The sequence below is a fragment of the Duganella violaceipulchra genome, from assembly GCF_019166075.1.
GTDB lineage: Bacteria > Pseudomonadota > Gammaproteobacteria > Burkholderiales > Burkholderiaceae_D > Rugamonas > Rugamonas violaceipulchra.
On the sequence record NZ_JAHTGR010000010.1, the window covers coordinates 189,500 to 205,536 of the forward strand.

Genomic DNA, 16,037 nt, shown 5'->3' on the forward strand with positions numbered 1-16,037 from the left:
CGTGGGACTGAAAGACTTCGCCGATCTGAAATCGCTGGCCAAGCAGCTCAAGGAGCAGGCCGACACGCGCGCCGCCGCCGAGGCGGAACGCGTCAAGCGGGAAAAGGTGCAGGCAGTGGAAGCGAATATCTTCCAGTCCAGCGTGGGCGGCGTCAAACGCATGCCGGTGTCGGACCGCTACGTGCCGCAGATGCCGAAGACGGCGTCGGTGGCCGCCGCGCCGGCCCGCAAGCTGACGCAGGCCGAGGACGACGCGGCCGTGCTGCGCGAGTCGCTGTCCGACCTGTTTGAAGTCGACCATTACCTGGAAGAAGATCCGGCGCTGAACTACGCCGCTCCCGGCGTCGGCCCGGACGTGGTGAAGAAGATGCGCAAGGGCCACTGGCCGGTGCAGGACGAGCTGGACCTGCACGGCCTGCGCCGCGACGACGCGCGCGACGCCATCGGCGATTTCCTGCGCAAGTCGGCCATGCGCAACCACCGCTGCGTGTGCGTGATTCATGGCCGCGGCTTTGGCTCCAAGAGCCAGGAGCCGGTGCTCAAGTCCATGGTGCACAGCTGGCTGGTGCAGAAGGAAGAAGTGGTGGCCTTCTGCCAGGCGCGGCCGTCCGAGGGTGGCGAAGGCGCGTTGATCGTGCTGCTGCGCGCCGCGCTGCAAGTCCAGCGCTAAGACCTAACGGCTGCCCACTCGCTGCGCAGCCAATCGAAGAAAGCCTGGACCGGCGGATGCCGCTCCCGGCCCGGCACGCACAACACGGTATAAGTGCCGCCGGCGATTTGCAGGTCCGGCCGCGCGGCCTTCAACAGCCCCCTCTGCTCCGTATCGGCGACCAGGATGGAACTGGCCATCACCAGCCCCTGCCCGGCGATCGCCGCCTGCAGCGCATACATTTCCTCCGCATACTCCCGCAACGCCAGGCCAGGCAGCCCCGACAACCACCCTTTGCCGGCCGCGTCGCACCATGCGCGCCAGCTGTCGCGGTACAGTGTGGACTTAGCCCAATGCACCGAGATCAGCGACGGTGCGGCCTGCCCCATCAACTCATCCACCCTGCCCGGCGCACCATAGACGCCAAAGGTCTCGGCCATGCTGCCCGGGCTGACCATGTCCGGATACGGCCCGCCGCCGTAGCGTATCGCCACGTCGACGCTGGCGTCCTGCTGCAGGTCGATGGTTGCGGTCGATGTGTCCAGCCGCAGGTTGACCTCCGGATGTTTGGCGTAGAACCGGTCCAGGCGGGGAACCAGCCACAGCGCGGCAAACGACGAGGGCGTGGTCACGGTCAGGCGGCCCGCCACTGGCGCCGCGCGCAGCCTGCTGGTCACTTGCGCCAGGTCGGCCAGCGCCGAGTGCAGCGAGTGGAACAGCGTCTCGCCCTTGGGCGTCAGCCGGACGCCGCGCGGCAAGCGATCGAACAGCGCCACGCCCAGCCACTCCTCCAACGTGCGCACCTGGTGCGATACGGCGCCCGGCGTCACCGCCAGTTCGTCGGCCGCCAGCTTGAAGCTCAGGTGGCGCGCCGACGATTCGAAAGTGCGCAGCGCGATAACCGGTAAAGCACGAAACATGGTGTGTCCTCGAGTGAATCCAATTCATCTGGCAGCAATTCAGCTGGTTTGCCGGGCATGACGGCGCGACCTATAGTCATTGCTCGACAACTCGCGAGCATACCGCACCTAGATCATGACCACACTGCTACACCTCGATTCCAGCGCCCGCCCCGGCAATTCCGCAAACCAGCCGTTCGGCTCGCACACCCGGCGCCTGACGTCGCGCTTTGTCGCGCGCTGGCGGGCTGCGCATCCCGACGACACGGTAATCTATCGCGACCTGGGCGCCCAGCCGCCGCAGCACGTGACGGGCGACTGGATACATGCGGCTTTTACCAAGCCGGAGCAGCGCCTGCCGTGGATGCACGCGGCGTTGGAAGAAAGCGACCAGTTGATCGATGAACTGTGCGCGGCCGACGTCATCGTGGCGGGCGTGCCGATGTATAACTTCAACGTGCCGGCGCAGTTCAAGGCCTACATCGACAACATCGTGCGCGTGGGCCGCACGTTCGGCTTCGACCGCGGCCGCGCCGGCGCGCCCTACTGGCCACTGCTGGACCAGCATGGCAAATCGTTCGTCATCCTCAGCTCGCGCGGCGACCATGGTTACGGCCAAGGCCAACGCATCGCCCATATGAATCACGTGGAACCGTCGATCACCACGGCGCTGCGCTATATCGGCATCACCGACGTGCACGGGGCGGCGGTTGAATTCGACGAATTCGGCGACGGACGATTGAAGGCGTCGCTTGTGGCGGCGGAGTCACAGGTCGCAGAGTTGGTGACCCTGCTGAGCACGCAACGGCGACCCGCGTAGCCGTCCGCCGCAATGGACAGCAGAATGATGACACGTGGTCGGTTTGTCATGTTAACCTATGGCATCATCACTTTGTCCAGAAGCCTACATGAAGCACGTCCCTGTTCCGCACGTTTCCCTGATCACCGTCATCGAAGTTGTCGCGATACTGGTGGGTGCGTTTTCCGGCTTTGTTGAAGCGCGCCGCAAACGCATGGATGTGGTGGGCGTGTTCACGGTGGCCTTCATCACCGCGTTCGGCGGCGGCACCTTGCGCGACATTCTGCTCGACCGAAGGCCGCTGTTCTGGGTGCTGCACCAGGAATACGCGATCCTGATCTTCATCCTGGCGCTGGTGGCGGCGCCGCTGATGCGCACGCTGCGCCAGATTTTGTCCGAACGCCTGATCGTGGTGGCCGACGCCATCGGCCTCGGGCTGTTCGCCGTGGCCGGCGTGTCGCAGGCGCAGGCGGCGCACATGCCGCTGTTCATCGCCTCGATGATGGGCGTAATCACCGGCATCTTCGGCGGCGTGCTGCGCGACATCGTCTGCAACGAAGTGCCGATGGTCTTCCGCGACGGCAAACCCTACGCCATCTGCGCCTTCTTCGGCTGCTGGATGTACATCGGCTTGCAGTACACCGACGTCTCCGACGACTTCGCGCTGTGGGCCAGCGCCGCCTGCATCACCGTGCTGCGGCTGGTGACGTGGAAGTTCGAGTTGCACCTGCACTACCACAAGAACTGAGTTGACGACCTCCCGTAATGAGAAATTATTTGTGAATATCGTTCGAGACCCATCGTTCTGGATACGCCTTGTTTATGTCATCTGTCTTACCGGTGCCACCTACAATCACGCGAGCATAGTTGCCGCACACGGCTTAAATTGGGATTATGGTGGATTGCCCGTATTCGTATGCGTCTTTTGGACTGCGTTGACATTTATTGACGCGCTTGCTGTCATCTTACTGATAACCAAACCCTTAGTCGGCCTAAGCCTCGCGGCCGCGATTATCGTATGCGACGTGATCATTAATTCCTGGGTTGGAGCGACTTACGGCTTTGATATCCCATCGTTTTTGGCACAGGCACTGTTCCTGATATTCGTGATGTCGACGATCCGCATTGCCTGGCGCGCAGAGTCAGGCAAAAGCATTCTTCAGCGATAAGAGGCTATAAAAAATGCGGAACAAACATCCGAAACGAACCTCGTTAGCAGCTTGCCTGTTGAGTGCGTTGCTTGCGCAAGCGTTTCCGGTCGCCGTGGCCGCGCCCATCGTGGTTGACGTACGAGGCAGCCAGATCCTCGGCCCAGACCAGCAAGACGCCGGAGAAGCGGATTGGCTCGCCCGTCTCAACAACTGGAAGCGCGATCCCAACGGCAAGCACGAAGCATGGCTGGCCGCCATGCGCGGCTGGCGCACCGGGCAGCTGGCTAAAATCCAGGACGACGACGCCCAGTATCGCCGCCCTGAGCTGCGCTGGACCCAGCGCAATTTCGTGCAGCCGCAGGCGATGGTGGAGGACCGCTATCTGTACGATCCGGTCGCCGGGCACTACACGGTCGACCGCTATCTGCAAGACCTTGAGCAGCGCTACGGCGGCATCGACAGCGTGCTGCTGTGGCCGGTCTACCCCAACATCGGCATCGACAACCGCAACCAGTGGGACATGGTGCGCGACCTGCCCGGCGGCATTGCCGGGGTTCGTCAGTTGATCAAGAACTTCCACGCGCGCGGCGTCAAGGTGTTCTTCCCCACCATGCCATGGGATACAGGCTCGCGCGACGTCGGCACGACCATGCATCAGGCCACCGCCGCGCTGACGGCGGAGATCGGCGCGGATGGCATCAACGGCGATACGATGGATGGCCTGCCGCTGGAATACCGCACCGCCTCCGACGCCACCGGCCATCCGGTCGCGCTGGAACCGGAGCTCGCGTTCAAGGACGATGCCATGCTGGCCTACAACCAGCAGAGCTGGGGTTACTGGCCGAGCTCGCTGGTGCCCCTGGTCAGCAAATGGAAGTGGATGGAACCGCGCCACATGGTGCATGTGTGCGACCGCTGGGCCACCGACCGCACCAATATTTTGCAGGACGCCTTCTTCAATGGCGTCGGCATCGAAAGCTGGGAGAACGTCTGGGGCTGGTGGAACCAGTTCACGCCGCGCGACGGCGAAGCGATGCGGCGCATCTCGACCATCTATCGCGCCTTCCCCGATCATCTGGTCAGCGCCGACTGGCGACCCCATGTCCCGACGCTGCATTACGGCGTCTACGCCAGCGAATTTCCGCTGGCGGGCAAGTCGCTGTGGACCATCATCAATCGCACCGACTGGAGCGTGAACGAGAGCATCATGCGGGTTCCGCACCAGCCGGGTCAGCGCTACTTCGACGTCTGGAACGGCAAGGAAATCGCGCCACTGATCGGCGACGGTCACGCCGAACTGAGCATGCCACTGGAAGCGCACGGCTACGGCGCCGTGCTGCGCGTCGACCGCGACGTGAGCGTCGCCAACCTGGACCTCACCTTGAAGCGATTGGCGCGGCAGGCCGCCAAACCCCTGCGATCCTACTCCGACCAGTGGCGACCGCTGCCGCAGAAAATGACGCCGATCGCAGCCAGCCCTCCCGCCAGCAACCAACCCGACGGCATGGTCAAGATACCGGGAACCGTCTTTGACTTCCAGGTGCACGGCGTTGAAATCGAAGGCGAAAACAAACCGGGGCTGGATGTGCAGTACCCTTGGGAGCCGTCCGCCAGGCGCGGCCATGTGCATCGCCTGACGATCAAGCCGTTTTACATCGACAAGTACCCGGTCACCAACGCCCAGTTCAAGGCATTCGTCAGCGCGACCGCCTATCAGCCCAAGGACGACCACAACTTCCTCAAGCATTGGGTGAACGGCAGCCCTCGCTCCGGCGATGAGAACCGGCCGGTGACCTGGGTTGCGCTGGAAGACGCCCGCGCATATTTGCTATGGGCCGGCAAGCGCTTGCCGAATGAATGGGAGTGGCAGTATGCTGGCCAGGGCAACGACGGCCGCCTCTACCCATGGGGCAATGAGTGGGATGCAGCGATGGTCCCGGCACCGGCCAAGGGACGCGACCTTCCGGCGCCGGAACAGGTCGGCCAGCACCCGGGCGCGGCCAGCCCGTTTGGCGTCGAGGACATGATCGGCGGCGTCTGGCAATGGACCAACGAGTTCGCCGATGAGCATACCCGCACAGCGATCCTGCGCGGCGGCAGCTACTACCAGCCGCAAGATTCATACTGGTACTTCCCACAAGCCTACAAGCTGAATGAACACGGGAAGTATTTGCTGATGGCCCCGTCCAAAGACCGCTCCGGCGGCCTGGGATTCCGGGGCGCGAAAGACATCACTACCGAATAACAAAGTTTATAAATGGAACCCGCATGAGCACAATTAGTATTCGTCAGGCAGCACTCACCGATATTGAAGCATTGTCCGTTTTATTCGACGGCTACCGCCAGTTCTACGGCCGCGAAAGCGATGTCGCGGCGGCAAAGCAATTCCTGATCGACCGAATCGGCAATGGCGAGTCGGTGCTGTTTATCGCGCATGACGGGTCCGAGCCGATCGGCTTCACGCAGTTGTACCCAAGCTTTTCCAGCGTTTCGCTTGGGCGGATCTACGTCCTGAACGACTTGTTCGTCAATGAACTGGGCCGTCGGAAAGGCGTGGGCGCCAAACTGCTGAAGGCCGCCGCCGATTTCGCGCGCACGGTCGGTGCAATTCGCCTTGCGCTATCAACCGCCAATACAAACACGACCGCACAAGCGCTCTACGAAGCCGAAGGCTGGGAGCGTGACGACGATTTCTTCTACACCTGCACCGTTAAGAAATAATCCTTCACGAAAATGCTAGCGGGTCCAGTCCTCGACCCGCAGCATTGGCAAATGGATCTCGCTGCTGAACATCTTGCCGACGTTCCTCTGGGCTGAGGAAATCTGCAGGTATGTTAGCCCGCTTGACCGCATCAAAGAAACTATCCCAGTTATCAGGACGGCACGACAGTATGACCTCCCCTGTTTCCGGGTCCTTTCGAATGAAAACCTCCTTGGAATCAAATCGATAGGCCGTCGGCAGGCATACCAGTTGGGCGCCGCCGCTCATAATAAGTTTTGCGACGTGACTCATACAGACCTCCTTGGGACACGCAAACGTGTATTCCCATATTACGCCAAGAGGACGTCAGGTACGATCGTAAAATAGCTGCAAAGCATCCGGGGCAGAAAGATCGCCGACTGACCTCGACAGCTTCTCAATCAGCGACGCTGCCCGCAGGCGGCACGCCGTAGCGGTCCGCCTGCACCTTGCCGCTGACGCCGTGCGTGCGGACGTCGGCGGTGATCGGCAGCATCTCCTTGTTCCATTGCTCCCACTGCCCTTTCAGCTTTGCGAAGACTTCTGGATGGCGCTGCGCCAGGTTGGCACGCTCGTGCTGGTCCTTGACCACGTCGAACAGGAACTCGTTGCCGCCGATTTTTAGATACTTCCAATTGCCGGCGCGGATGGCGCGCTGGGCGTTGGCCTTGTAGCGCCACAGCAGCGTGCGCTCCTGCTGCTTCGCCTGGCCCAGCAACAGCGGCAGCAGATTGGTGCCATCGGTCGGATAGGCCGGATCGGGCGCGCCACCGGCTGCGGCCAGCAAGGTCGGCAACCAGTCCATGCTGATCGCCACCTGCTCGGACACCTGCCCCGCCGCGATCCTGCCCGGCCAGCGCACGATGGCCGGCACGCGGATGCCGCCTTCCAGCAGCTCGGTCTTCTGCCCGGTCAGCGGCCACGTCTTCGAGAAGCGTTCGCCGCCGTTGTCACTGGTGAAGATGACGATGGTGTTCTCCGCCAGCCCCTTGTCCTCCAGCGCCTTCAGCACGCGGCCGATCGACGCATCCAGCGATTCCACCATGCGGCCGTAGGTGGCCAGGTCGCCGCCGTCGTAGTGGAAGATGTTGTCGATGTCGCGCGAAATGGTCTCGTCGCCCGGACCTTCCCACGGCCAGTGCGGCGCCGTGTAGTGCAGCGACAGCAGGAAGGGCTTGCCGGCCTGCTGCTTCTGCACGAAGTCCACCGCGCGCGCGCCCAGCAAATCGGTGTAGTAGCCGATCTGATGCACCGGCACTTCGCCTTCGTACAAGTCCTCCTTCACCTGCGGGCCGACGCCCGGCTTGTGCGTGAAGTAGTCGATGGCGCCGCCGTAGTTGCCGAAGAAGCTGTCGTAGCCGCTCTTCAGCGGGCCGAAGGTCGGCAAGTAGCCCAGGTGCCACTTGCCGATCAGCGCGGTGCCGTAGCCCTGCTGCTTCAGCAGCGACGGCAAGGTTGGATGCGTGCGCGGCAGGCCGATGGTGTCGGAGGCGCCGGCGATCGGCTCCTCCAGCCCGCCGCGCAGGCGGTACTGGTAGCGGCCGGTGATCAGCGCGAAGCGCGTGGCCGAGCACACGGCCGAGTTGGCATAAGCCTGTGTGAAACGGATGCCCTGCCCGGCCAGCTTGTCCAGGTTGGGTGTGCGGAAGTCGGTCTGGCCGTAGACGCCCAGGTCGGCATGGCCCAGGTCATCGGCCAGGATGAAGAGGATGTTGGGCTGCTCCTTGCCGGCGGCCAGGCCGTTCGGCAGATAGCCGGCCAGCGCCAGCGCAGGCAGGGATTTAAGAACGCGGCGGCGGGTGTTGTTCGTCATGCAGGGTCTCCAATCAAAAATCTGCGCGGGCGGTCACGCCGACCTGGCGGGGCGTTCCGATCACGGCGTTGTAGGCGCCCGGGTTGGTATTCCAGGTGCTGGTGTAATAGGTCTTGTCGAACACGTTCTTGGCCCAGACCGAAATATCCCAGCGGGTCTGGCCGTTCTTCACTTTCACGCCGGCCGACAGGTTGGTCAGGCTGTAGGCCGGAATGCGCGAGTACTCCGAAGCATCGAGCGTACCGTAAGTCCCGCTGCGGTAGGCATAATTGATGTTGCTATAGCCTTCGACGTTGGCCTCCAGCGCGGTGGCGTATTGCGCGCTGAGGTTGCCGATCCAGCGCGGCGCATTGACCAGCGCGGCACGGCCCGACAGATCGCACGAGGCGCCCGGCCGCTCGCTCGGGCAAGGCGCGTTCTTGTACTGCTTGTACTTGACGTCGTTGAACGAACCGTTGGCGCCCAGCGTGAACCCACGCGCCACGACAAAGCTGGTGTCCAGCTCCAGGCCGCGGCTGCGCACGTTGCCGGCGTTGGTCAGGTAGGAGGTGGCGCTGACCGGATCGTAGGCGTTGCTCTGGTAGCCCTTGACCTCGTTCCAGAACAGGCTGGCGTTGACTTGCGCGCGGCGTTCCAGCAGGTTGCTCTTGATGCCCAGCTCCAGGTTGTTAGCCTTCTCGTTGTTGACCCTGAGCGAGGACACGCCCGCCGCGCCCGGCACCGACAGGTTGATGCCGCCCGATTTCTCGCCGTGCGACAGGCTGCCGAAGGCCAGCACGTCGGTATCGACCTTGTAGGCCAGCGTGACCAGCGCCGACGGGCTCAGGTTGTTGAGGTGGACGTCGCCCGAGTTGTACACGCCGTAGCGGGCGTTGCGCGAAGCCAGCGCGGGACCGCTGACGACCGCGCCGCCGAACGGCGCGTCGCGCGTCACCTGGGCGATCTTGTCTTCGTAGGTGGCACGCAGGCCGCCGGTCAGGTCCCACTTCGGATCGATGTGCCAGATCGACTGGCCGAACAAGGCGTAGCTGTTGACGCGCAAGTGGCCGTTGCCGATGCTGGTGACATTGCTCCAGGCGCCGGCCGGCGTGGCGTTGAACTTGTCGGCCAGCGGCCCGTTGTAGGTGAAGTTGACGTTGTCCAGATTTTGATAATAGTAGTACGCGCCGAGCACCGATTCCAGCGGCCGCCCCAGCGGCGTGGCCAGCCGCAGCTCCTGCGTGAACTGGCGATGGCGCGCCGAGGCGCCGACGTTCAACGTGACCGGCACGTCGAGGCCATCGTCGTTGTGCGGCGTGAAGTTCCAGAAACGGTAGGCGCTGATAGAGGTGAGCTTGTAGTCGTTCTCCAGCTTCCAGTTGACCTCGCCCGAGACGCCGCCCTGGTGCACGTCCACATGCGAGCCGCTGTCCAGGTTGACCTGGCGCAGCGTCGGGTCGGTGACCGGGTGGCCGCCGACGGCGGCGGCCTGCGACAGGAACTTGCCGCCCGGTCCGGCGCTGTAGAAGATCAGCGTGCCGTTGTTGGAATCCTCGACGTTGTAATCGGCGATCAGGCGGGCGCTGACTTTGCTGTTCGGTTCCAGCAGCAGCTGGGCGCGTACGCCCTCGCGGTCGCCGCCCTGCACCTTGCTGCCGTTGTAGACGTTGGTGATGTAACCGCCCTCATGCGTCTTGTAGACGGCGATGCGGCCGGCCGCCGTGTCCGAGAACGCGCCCGACAGCACGGCCTTGGCCTGCACGTAGTCCTGCTGGCCGAGCGACAGCTGGGCGCTGTTCTCGCTGCGGAAGGTCGGCTGTTTGGTGGTGATGTTGAGCACGCCCGCAGTGGTGTTCTTGCCGAACAGCGTGCCTTGCGGACCGCGCAACAGTTCCAGCTGCTGGATGTCCAGCGCATCGAAGGCGGCCATGCCGGGACGGGCCAGGTACACATTGTCGAGATAGACGCCGACGCTGCCCTCCAGGCCGTCGCTGGCCGGGTTGTTGCCGAGGCCGCGCACGGCAAAGCTCATCTGCCGCGCATGGACGTAGTTGACGGTGGTGCTGGGCAGCAGTTGTTGCAAGTCCTGCACGCGGTAGACGCGGTTGACTTCCAGCGCGCCGCTGTCAAGCACGCTCATCGACGTCGGCACGCTTTGCGAGGTCTCGTTGCGACGGCGCGTGGAGACGGTGACGCGGGCCACCACTTCCAGCGAGGCATCGGCGGCGGCGGCCGAAGGCTCGGCACCTTCAGCTGTGGCGGCTTCGGCGGCGGTGGCGGAAACTGTCGACAATCCCAGCGCCGCAGCGTTCTGTGCCTGCACCGGCGCCGCGGCAACCAGCAGGAGTCCGTATGCCGCGGCGACGGCGGCGGCCAATTTATTCTGTTGCATAGCAGTCTTCCATTCAAAATGACGGGCGTGATGCGCCCCGCACGCCGGCTTGGCGGCCGGCGCGTTCTGTTGTCGTAGGTGGGTGATGGCGCCGCTGCGATCAGCGGCGCGGTGGCGTGTTCGCGCTTAGTTCGTGGCTACGCGGAACTTGCCTGGCTCCGGCGGCGTGACCGCTTTTTCGGAACGCGGAGTGCCTTCCGGCACCCAGTTGTACGGCACCGGTTGGGCGCGGTACAACCAATTACTCAACACCGGCTTGCCCGCGCCGGCTACCGGCGTCGGCGCGAAGTACGGACTGATGTATTCCCAGGCGATGTCGCCCTTGCTGGTGACCTGGAAAATGCGGCCAAACGTACCTTCATCGATCAGGGTGTTACCGTTCGGCAGGCGGCGCGCGCTGCTGATGAAGGAGCTGTAGAAGCCCCAGTCCGGCCCGTTCGAATCGCCGCCGGTGTATTCCCACACGATCTGTTTGGTGACGGGATCGATCTCCAGCACCCGCGAACGCGGCTGCACGCCGACACTGACGCGCGGATAGCCCGCCTCGCCCTGGTTGTCGAACACGAGGATGTTGCCGGCGCCGGGCAGGCCCGGCTCGATCACGTGCGCATCGTGCAGGCCGATGATCTGGTCCACCGGGCGTGGCAGCACGCGCGGACCGCGTACCTGCGCCGGATAGTCCGGCCCCAGCGACCACACCACTTTGCCGGTCTGCTTGTCAATGATGACGATGAAGTTGGCCTCGCGCGAATCGATCAGGATGTTCTCGGGATTGAAGCGCTGGTCGCCGGCGTCGAACCAGCGGTTCGGCCCCAGCACCGACATATTGTTGACGTGCAGGTAGTCGAACGGCGCGGCCTTGCCGCGCGGCGAGGCGCCATTCTTCACCAGCTTCAGCGATTCCGGCCTGAAGCCGAATTCGTTCAAATGATCGGAGGCCAGCCACTTCCAGACGAGATCGCCGCCCGGCGTGACCTCGTAGATCACATCGTCGAGCACCTGCGGCGCAGCGAAGCCGGCCAGCGGATGCACCAGGTTGGCCAGCACCAGCGTATTGCCGTTCGGCAGACGGCGCCAGTCGTGATGCTGCTTGGCGCTGCCGCCGGGTACTTGCGAGGACGCCTTGCCTTCCACCGGCGCCGCATATGCATCCTGCGCGCCGCCGGCCGCGCCCCACTGCCAGACGACCTTGCTGTTCCAGTCCAGCTCACCGATAGCCTGGTTGCGCAGGCCGTTGCCCTCGTTGGAGGTGCCGACGGTGCTGGCCAATTGCACCAGCACGTGGCCGCGCCTGCCGCCGGTCAGCGCGGGGTCCAGCAGCACCGGCGGGAAGCCTTCGGCGTTCCAGCGATGGACCTCGTTGCCGTTCATGTCGATCAGGTGAGTGTTCTTGTCCTGACCGCTGAAGATCACGTAGCTGTTGTAGGCGGTGGCAGTGTCGTAGCGGGTCACGCCGGTGGGATAGACGCTGGGCGCGGCGCCCAGGTTGGCGGCGGCAGCGAACAACGACAGTGCTGCGAGTGTGCGAGTGGTCATGACACGAGTTCCCGGTGGGTGGACAGTGGGTCTATATTACAAATCCACGCAGAGAACTCGAACTAATATAACCAAGCAACGATATACAAAAAACGTCGGGGAACCCCGTGTGCGGTCAGCGATACGCTTGCCGCGCCGCTTAGGGGTCAGACCCCGTACGGGGTCTGACCCCGCCTGGCCGTGCGGGTTTAAACAGCTTCTGCGCCGGTCTCGCCGGTACGGATGCGTATCACCTGCTCGACATTCTGCACGAAGATCTTGCCGTCGCCGATCTTGCCGGTGCGGGCGGCCTTGATGATGGCGTCCACCACCTGCTCGGCCACGCCGTCGTCGACCACCACTTCGACCTTCACTTTCGGCAGGAAGTCGACCACGTATTCGGCGCCACGATACAGTTCGGTGTGGCCCTTCTGGCGGCCGAAACCTTTGACTTCGGTAACGGTCAGGCCGGTGACATTGACTTCGGCCAGTGCTTCGCGCACCTCGTCCAACTTGAACGGCTTGATCACAGCGGTAATCTGTTTCATGACTTCTCCTTATTTTGTTTCAACGAAAATCTGGTGCCGGGCGAGCCGCGCGCGTTTACTTTGTATTGTAATCGACACGCACGCACTGTCCATCAACGTATGCGAATACCTGTCAATTCCCTGCTTCTTGCACCGGAATGGAGCGTAATTCTTCCAGCCATACAACGCTTTGCGCATCGCTCGGCGCGCGCCAGTCGCCGCGCGGCGACAGCGAACCGCCGCTGCCCACCTTCGGTGCATTCGGCACGCAGCTGCGCTTGAACTGGCTGGTGCGGAAGAAGCGGTCCAGGAAAATACCCAGGTTTTTCTTGATCGCGCCCAGGCCGTACTGGTTGCGGGTGACGTGGTCGCCATCCGGCCAGCGGCCCTTCTCCTTGTCCTGCCAGGCGGTCAGCGACAGGAAGGCGACCTTGGACGGACGGAAGCCGAAGCGCAGCACGTAGTACAGGTTGAAGTCTTGCAGCTCGTAAGGACCGATGGTGCTCTCGGTGCGCTGCTCCGGCTGGCCGTCCGCCGTGCCCGGCACCAGCTCGGGGCTGATCTCGGTGCCCAGGATGTCGAGCAGCACCTGCGCGTCGTTGCGGCCGATCACGCCGGACTCGGCGACCCAGCGCACCAGGTGCGAGATCAGCGTCTTCGGCACGCTGGCGTTGATGTTGTAGTGCGACATGTGGTCGCCCACGCCGTAGGTGCACCAGCCCAGCGCCAGCTCGCTCAGGTCGCCGGTGCCGCAGACGATGGCGTTGTGGTGGTTGGCCAGGCGGAACAGGTGGTTGGTGCGCTCGCCGGCCTGCACGTTTTCAAACGTGATGTCGTACTGCGCCTGCCCTTCCGAATACGGATGGTTCAAGTCCTTCAGCATCTGGATGCAGCTGGGGCGGATGTCGATTTCCTGCGCCGAGCAGCCGACCAGCTTCATCAGCGCATGCGCCTGCGTCAGCGTGCGTTCGCTGGTGGCGAAGCCGGGCATCGTGTAGGCCAGGATATTGGTGCGCGGCAGGTTCAGCTTGTCCATCACGCGCGCACACACCAGCAGCGCGTGGGTCGAGTCGAGGCCGCCGGAGATGCCGATGACGATCTTCTTGATGTTGCTGGAGTTCAGACGCTGCGCCAGCGCCTGCACCTGGATGTTGTAGACCTCGTTGCAGCGCTCGTCGCGGCGGCGCGCGTCGGCCGGCACGTAGGGGAAGCGTTCGACGCAGCGCTTCAGCGCCAGCGGCTCTTCGCGGCCGATCTCCAGTTCGAAGAACACGGTGCGGAACTTGTTCACTTCGGCCGCGTGGCGCTGCACCGACTGCGCGAAGGTGTTCATGCGCATGCGCTCGCGCGACAGGCGCTCCAGGTCGATGTCGGCAAAGGTCAGCGTGGCTTCGTCGCTGAAGCGCCTGGACTCGGCCAGCATCTCGCCGTTCTCGCAGATCACGCCCTGTCCGTCCCAGGCCAGGTCGGTGGTCGATTCGCCGGTGCCGGCCGAGGTGTACAGGTAAGCCGAAATGCAGCGCGCCGATTGCTGCGACACCAGCTGGTTGCGGTAGCCGGCCTTGCCCACCAGCGCGTTCGAGGCCGACAGGTTGACCAGCACCGTGGCGCCGGCCAGCGCCGCGAACGACGACGGCGGAATCGGCACCCACACGTCCTCGCAGATCTCGACGTGGAATTTGAAGAGCGGCATGTCGGCCACTTCGAACAGCAGGCCGGAGCCGAACTGTACCCGCTCGCCCAACAGGTCGAACTCGGTGGCGACCGCGTAGTCGCCGCTGCTGAACTGGCGCGCATCGTAGAACTCGCCGTAGTTGGGCAGATAGCTCTTCGGCACCACGCCCTGGATCTGGCCGTTGGCGATCACCACCGCGCAGTTGTACAACTGGTGCTCGACGCGCAGCGGCACGCCGACCACCAGCGCCAGCTTCCATTGCGCCGAGGCGGCGACGATGCTGTCGAGCGCATCGAGACAACCATCGAGCAAGGCGCGCTGGTGGAACAGGTCGTCGCAGGTGTAGGCCGACAGGCCCAGCTCGGGAAAGGCCACCAGCGCCGCGCCTTGTGCGGCGGCCTGTTCGGCCAGGGCGATGGTCTGGAGGGCGTTGTAGGCGGGGTCGGCGATCCGGCAAATCGGCGCGGCGATGGCGACCCGGGCGAAATCGTGGGTGTACAGATTCAGGAAATTCGAGGTCATGTGTAGTCTTTCGCGAGCACAAGGGACATGCAAAATCGAATTATCTCACGGGGACAGCCGTGCCGCCGCCAACAGACCGGCGTCAGATAGGCTAGACTTGCGCCAACATCAAAGGCCGGAGGCAGGCGTGTCAGAAGCAGTATTTACCATCATCGACTCACTGGACGGGGTGGACCCGGCGCAATGGCAGGCGTTGGCCGGCGACAATCCAACGCTCAGCTACACCTTCCTGCACGCGCTGCACGAGAGCGGCTGCGCCTCGCCCGACACCGGCTGGAGCCCGCGCTATCTGGTGCTGCATCGCGACGACGTGCTGGCCGGGGCCATGCCGCTGTACCTGAAGGATCACAGCCGCGGCGAGTATGTGTTCGACCACGCCTGGGCCGACGCCTTCCACCGCAACGGCATCGAGTACTACCCCAAGCTGCTGTCGGCGGTGCCGTTCACGCCGGTGACCGGCAGCCGGCTGCTGGCGCACACGCAGCAAGACCGCCAGTTGCTGGCGCGCGCCGCGCTCCAGGTGGCGCGCCAGCTGGGCACCTCGTCGCTGCACATCCTGTTCCCCGACCAGCAGGACAAGCAGGCGCTGGCCGATGCCGGCTTCATGCTGCGCGAAGGCGTGCAATTCCATTGGGATAATCCCGGCTATGTGGATTTCGAGGCCTTCCTGGCCGGCATGAAGATGGAGAAGCGCAAGAAGATCCGCCAGGACCGCCGCCGCGTGCACGATGCGGGCATCGTCTTCGAGCATCTGGCCGGCGCGCAGATCACCGCTGGGGTGCTGGGCTTCTTCTACGACTGCTACGTGTCGACCTACCACGCGCACTATTCCAAGCCCTACCTGTCGCTGGCATTTTTCGAACGCGTCCTGCGCGAGACGCCGGACAGCATGATGATGGTGCTGGCCAGGCGCGGCGACGCGCCGGTGGCTGCCGCGCTGAACCTGGTGGGCGGCGGCATCATGTACGGCCGCTACTGGGGAACGCTGGAATTCGTCTCCGGTCTGCACTTTGAAACCTGCTACGTGCAATCGATCGACTACTGCATCCGCCACGGCATCGCCCGCTTCGAGGGCGGCGCGCAGGGCGTGCACAAGATGTCGCGCGGTCTGGTGCCGACGCCGACCTGGTCGGCCCACTGGGTGGCCGACCCACGCTTCGCCGGCGCCATCGCCGATTTCCTGCGCGAAGAAACCGCCGCCATGAACGACTACATCGACGAACTGGCCGAGCACGTGCCGTTCAAAGCCGTCTCCGCGGCTTCGGAGTAGAATGGTAGCGGTACCTACTATCGATACAAGCATGAAACCAGTTTGCTTCACAGCAATTTCAAACGGGCCTATACTCTGTGCCCCTTTGTAGGGTTTTATCAGGAAC

At 63.7% G+C, this 16,037-nt stretch carries 14 protein-coding genes; 7 read left to right on the top strand and 7 right to left on the bottom strand.

Going from position 1 to position 16,037, the window contains the following annotated elements; genetic code table 11:
- Position 1: 1 nt before the first annotated feature.
- Positions 2 to 670: a Smr/MutS family protein gene (locus KVP70_RS19675; RefSeq protein WP_217943849.1), complete on the top strand. Its 669-nt coding sequence runs from the start codon at positions 2 to 4 to the stop codon at positions 668 to 670.
- On the opposite strand, the gene KVP70_RS19680 is transcribed toward KVP70_RS19675, so the two are convergent.
- On the bottom strand, positions 667 to 1,569 hold the full coding sequence (locus KVP70_RS19680) for a LysR substrate-binding domain-containing protein (protein WP_217943850.1): 903 nt from the start codon (positions 1,567 to 1,569) through the stop codon (positions 667 to 669). The genes KVP70_RS19675 and KVP70_RS19680 overlap by 4 nt on opposite strands.
- 115 nt (positions 1,570 to 1,684) lie before the next feature.
- Here KVP70_RS19680 and KVP70_RS19685 point away from each other — a divergent pair, with 115 nt between their 5' ends.
- The 5 genes from KVP70_RS19685 (at position 1,685) to KVP70_RS19705 (ending at position 6,219) form a co-directional block, all read left to right on the top strand.
- Positions 1,685 to 2,368: an FMN-dependent NADH-azoreductase gene (locus KVP70_RS19685; protein ID WP_217943851.1), complete on the top strand. Its 684-nt coding sequence runs from the start codon at positions 1,685 to 1,687 to the stop codon at positions 2,366 to 2,368.
- An 88-nt stretch (positions 2,369 to 2,456) separates the two neighbouring features.
- Entirely contained in the window at positions 2,457 to 3,095 is a 639-nt protein-coding gene (locus KVP70_RS19690) for a trimeric intracellular cation channel family protein (RefSeq protein ID WP_217943852.1), read from the top strand.
- 1 nt (position 3,096) lies between these two features.
- Positions 3,097 to 3,516, top strand: coding sequence for a hypothetical protein (locus tag KVP70_RS19695; RefSeq protein ID WP_217943853.1), 420 nt, complete (start codon positions 3,097 to 3,099; stop codon positions 3,514 to 3,516).
- A 58-nt stretch (positions 3,517 to 3,574) separates the two neighbouring features.
- The gene (locus tag KVP70_RS19700) at positions 3,575 to 5,743 is read left to right on the top strand and encodes a formylglycine-generating enzyme family protein (protein WP_229224938.1); all 2,169 of its coding nucleotides are present in this window, start codon (positions 3,575 to 3,577) and stop codon (positions 5,741 to 5,743) included.
- Positions 5,744 to 5,766: 23 nt separating this feature from the next.
- Positions 5,767 to 6,219: a GNAT family N-acetyltransferase gene (locus KVP70_RS19705; protein ID WP_217943854.1), complete on the top strand. Its 453-nt coding sequence runs from the start codon at positions 5,767 to 5,769 to the stop codon at positions 6,217 to 6,219.
- 4 nt (positions 6,220 to 6,223) lie between these two features.
- Here the strand turns inward: KVP70_RS19705 and KVP70_RS19710 are convergent, their stop codons facing one another.
- The 6 genes from KVP70_RS19710 to KVP70_RS19735 all read right to left on the bottom strand — a co-directional run bounded on the left by KVP70_RS19710 (position 6,224) and on the right by KVP70_RS19735 (position 14,661).
- The gene (locus tag KVP70_RS19710; RefSeq protein WP_217943855.1) at positions 6,224 to 6,511 is read right to left on the bottom strand and encodes an antitoxin; all 288 of its coding nucleotides are present in this window, start codon (positions 6,509 to 6,511) and stop codon (positions 6,224 to 6,226) included.
- Positions 6,512 to 6,635: 124 nt separating this feature from the next.
- Complete coding sequence (locus KVP70_RS19715; RefSeq protein ID WP_229224939.1) at positions 6,636 to 8,051, bottom strand: sulfatase family protein; 1,416 nt, start codon at positions 8,049 to 8,051, stop codon at positions 6,636 to 6,638.
- Between the two features lie 13 nt (positions 8,052 to 8,064).
- Positions 8,065 to 10,422: a TonB-dependent receptor gene (locus KVP70_RS19720; protein WP_217943856.1), complete on the bottom strand. Its 2,358-nt coding sequence runs from the start codon at positions 10,420 to 10,422 to the stop codon at positions 8,065 to 8,067.
- Positions 10,423 to 10,548: 126 nt separating this feature from the next.
- Complete coding sequence (locus KVP70_RS19725) at positions 10,549 to 11,958, bottom strand: aryl-sulfate sulfotransferase (protein WP_217943857.1); 1,410 nt, start codon at positions 11,956 to 11,958, stop codon at positions 10,549 to 10,551.
- 188 nt (positions 11,959 to 12,146) lie between these two features.
- Positions 12,147 to 12,485: a P-II family nitrogen regulator gene (locus KVP70_RS19730; protein ID WP_020705920.1), complete on the bottom strand. Its 339-nt coding sequence runs from the start codon at positions 12,483 to 12,485 to the stop codon at positions 12,147 to 12,149.
- A gap of 112 nt (positions 12,486 to 12,597) precedes the next feature.
- On the bottom strand, positions 12,598 to 14,661 hold the full coding sequence (locus KVP70_RS19735; protein ID WP_217943858.1) for an NAD(+) synthase: 2,064 nt from the start codon (positions 14,659 to 14,661) through the stop codon (positions 12,598 to 12,600).
- Positions 14,662 to 14,788: 127 nt separating this feature from the next.
- On the opposite strand from KVP70_RS19735, the gene KVP70_RS19740 reads away from it, so the two are divergent.
- Complete coding sequence (locus KVP70_RS19740) at positions 14,789 to 15,931, top strand: GNAT family N-acetyltransferase (RefSeq protein WP_217943859.1); 1,143 nt, start codon at positions 14,789 to 14,791, stop codon at positions 15,929 to 15,931.
- The last annotated feature ends 106 nt before the right edge of the window (positions 15,932 to 16,037 follow it).

Excerpts from the sequence above, each read along its gene's own strand:
- KVP70_RS19720 (WP_217943856.1), bottom strand. The coding sequence starts at position 10,422 with ATGCAACAGAATAAATTGGCCGCCGCCGTCGCCGCGGCATACGGACTC.
- KVP70_RS19725 (WP_217943857.1), bottom strand. The coding sequence starts at position 11,958 with ATGACCACTCGCACACTCGCAGCACTGTCGTTGTTCGCTGCCGCCGCC.
- KVP70_RS19705 (WP_217943854.1), top strand. The coding sequence starts at position 5,767 with ATGAGCACAATTAGTATTCGTCAGGCAGCACTCACCGATATTGAAGCA.
- KVP70_RS19685 (WP_217943851.1), top strand. The coding sequence starts at position 1,685 with ATGACCACACTGCTACACCTCGATTCCAGCGCCCGCCCCGGCAATTCC.
- KVP70_RS19715 (WP_229224939.1), bottom strand. The coding sequence starts at position 8,051 with ATGACGAACAACACCCGCCGCCGCGTTCTTAAATCCCTGCCTGCGCTG.
- KVP70_RS19680 (WP_217943850.1), bottom strand. The coding sequence starts at position 1,569 with ATGTTTCGTGCTTTACCGGTTATCGCGCTGCGCACTTTCGAATCGTCG.
- KVP70_RS19690 (WP_217943852.1), top strand. The coding sequence starts at position 2,457 with ATGAAGCACGTCCCTGTTCCGCACGTTTCCCTGATCACCGTCATCGAA.
- KVP70_RS19710 (WP_217943855.1), bottom strand. The coding sequence starts at position 6,511 with ATGAGTCACGTCGCAAAACTTATTATGAGCGGCGGCGCCCAACTGGTA.
- KVP70_RS19735 (WP_217943858.1), bottom strand. The coding sequence starts at position 14,661 with ATGACCTCGAATTTCCTGAATCTGTACACCCACGATTTCGCCCGGGTC.
- KVP70_RS19730 (WP_020705920.1), bottom strand. The coding sequence starts at position 12,485 with ATGAAACAGATTACCGCTGTGATCAAGCCGTTCAAGTTGGACGAGGTG.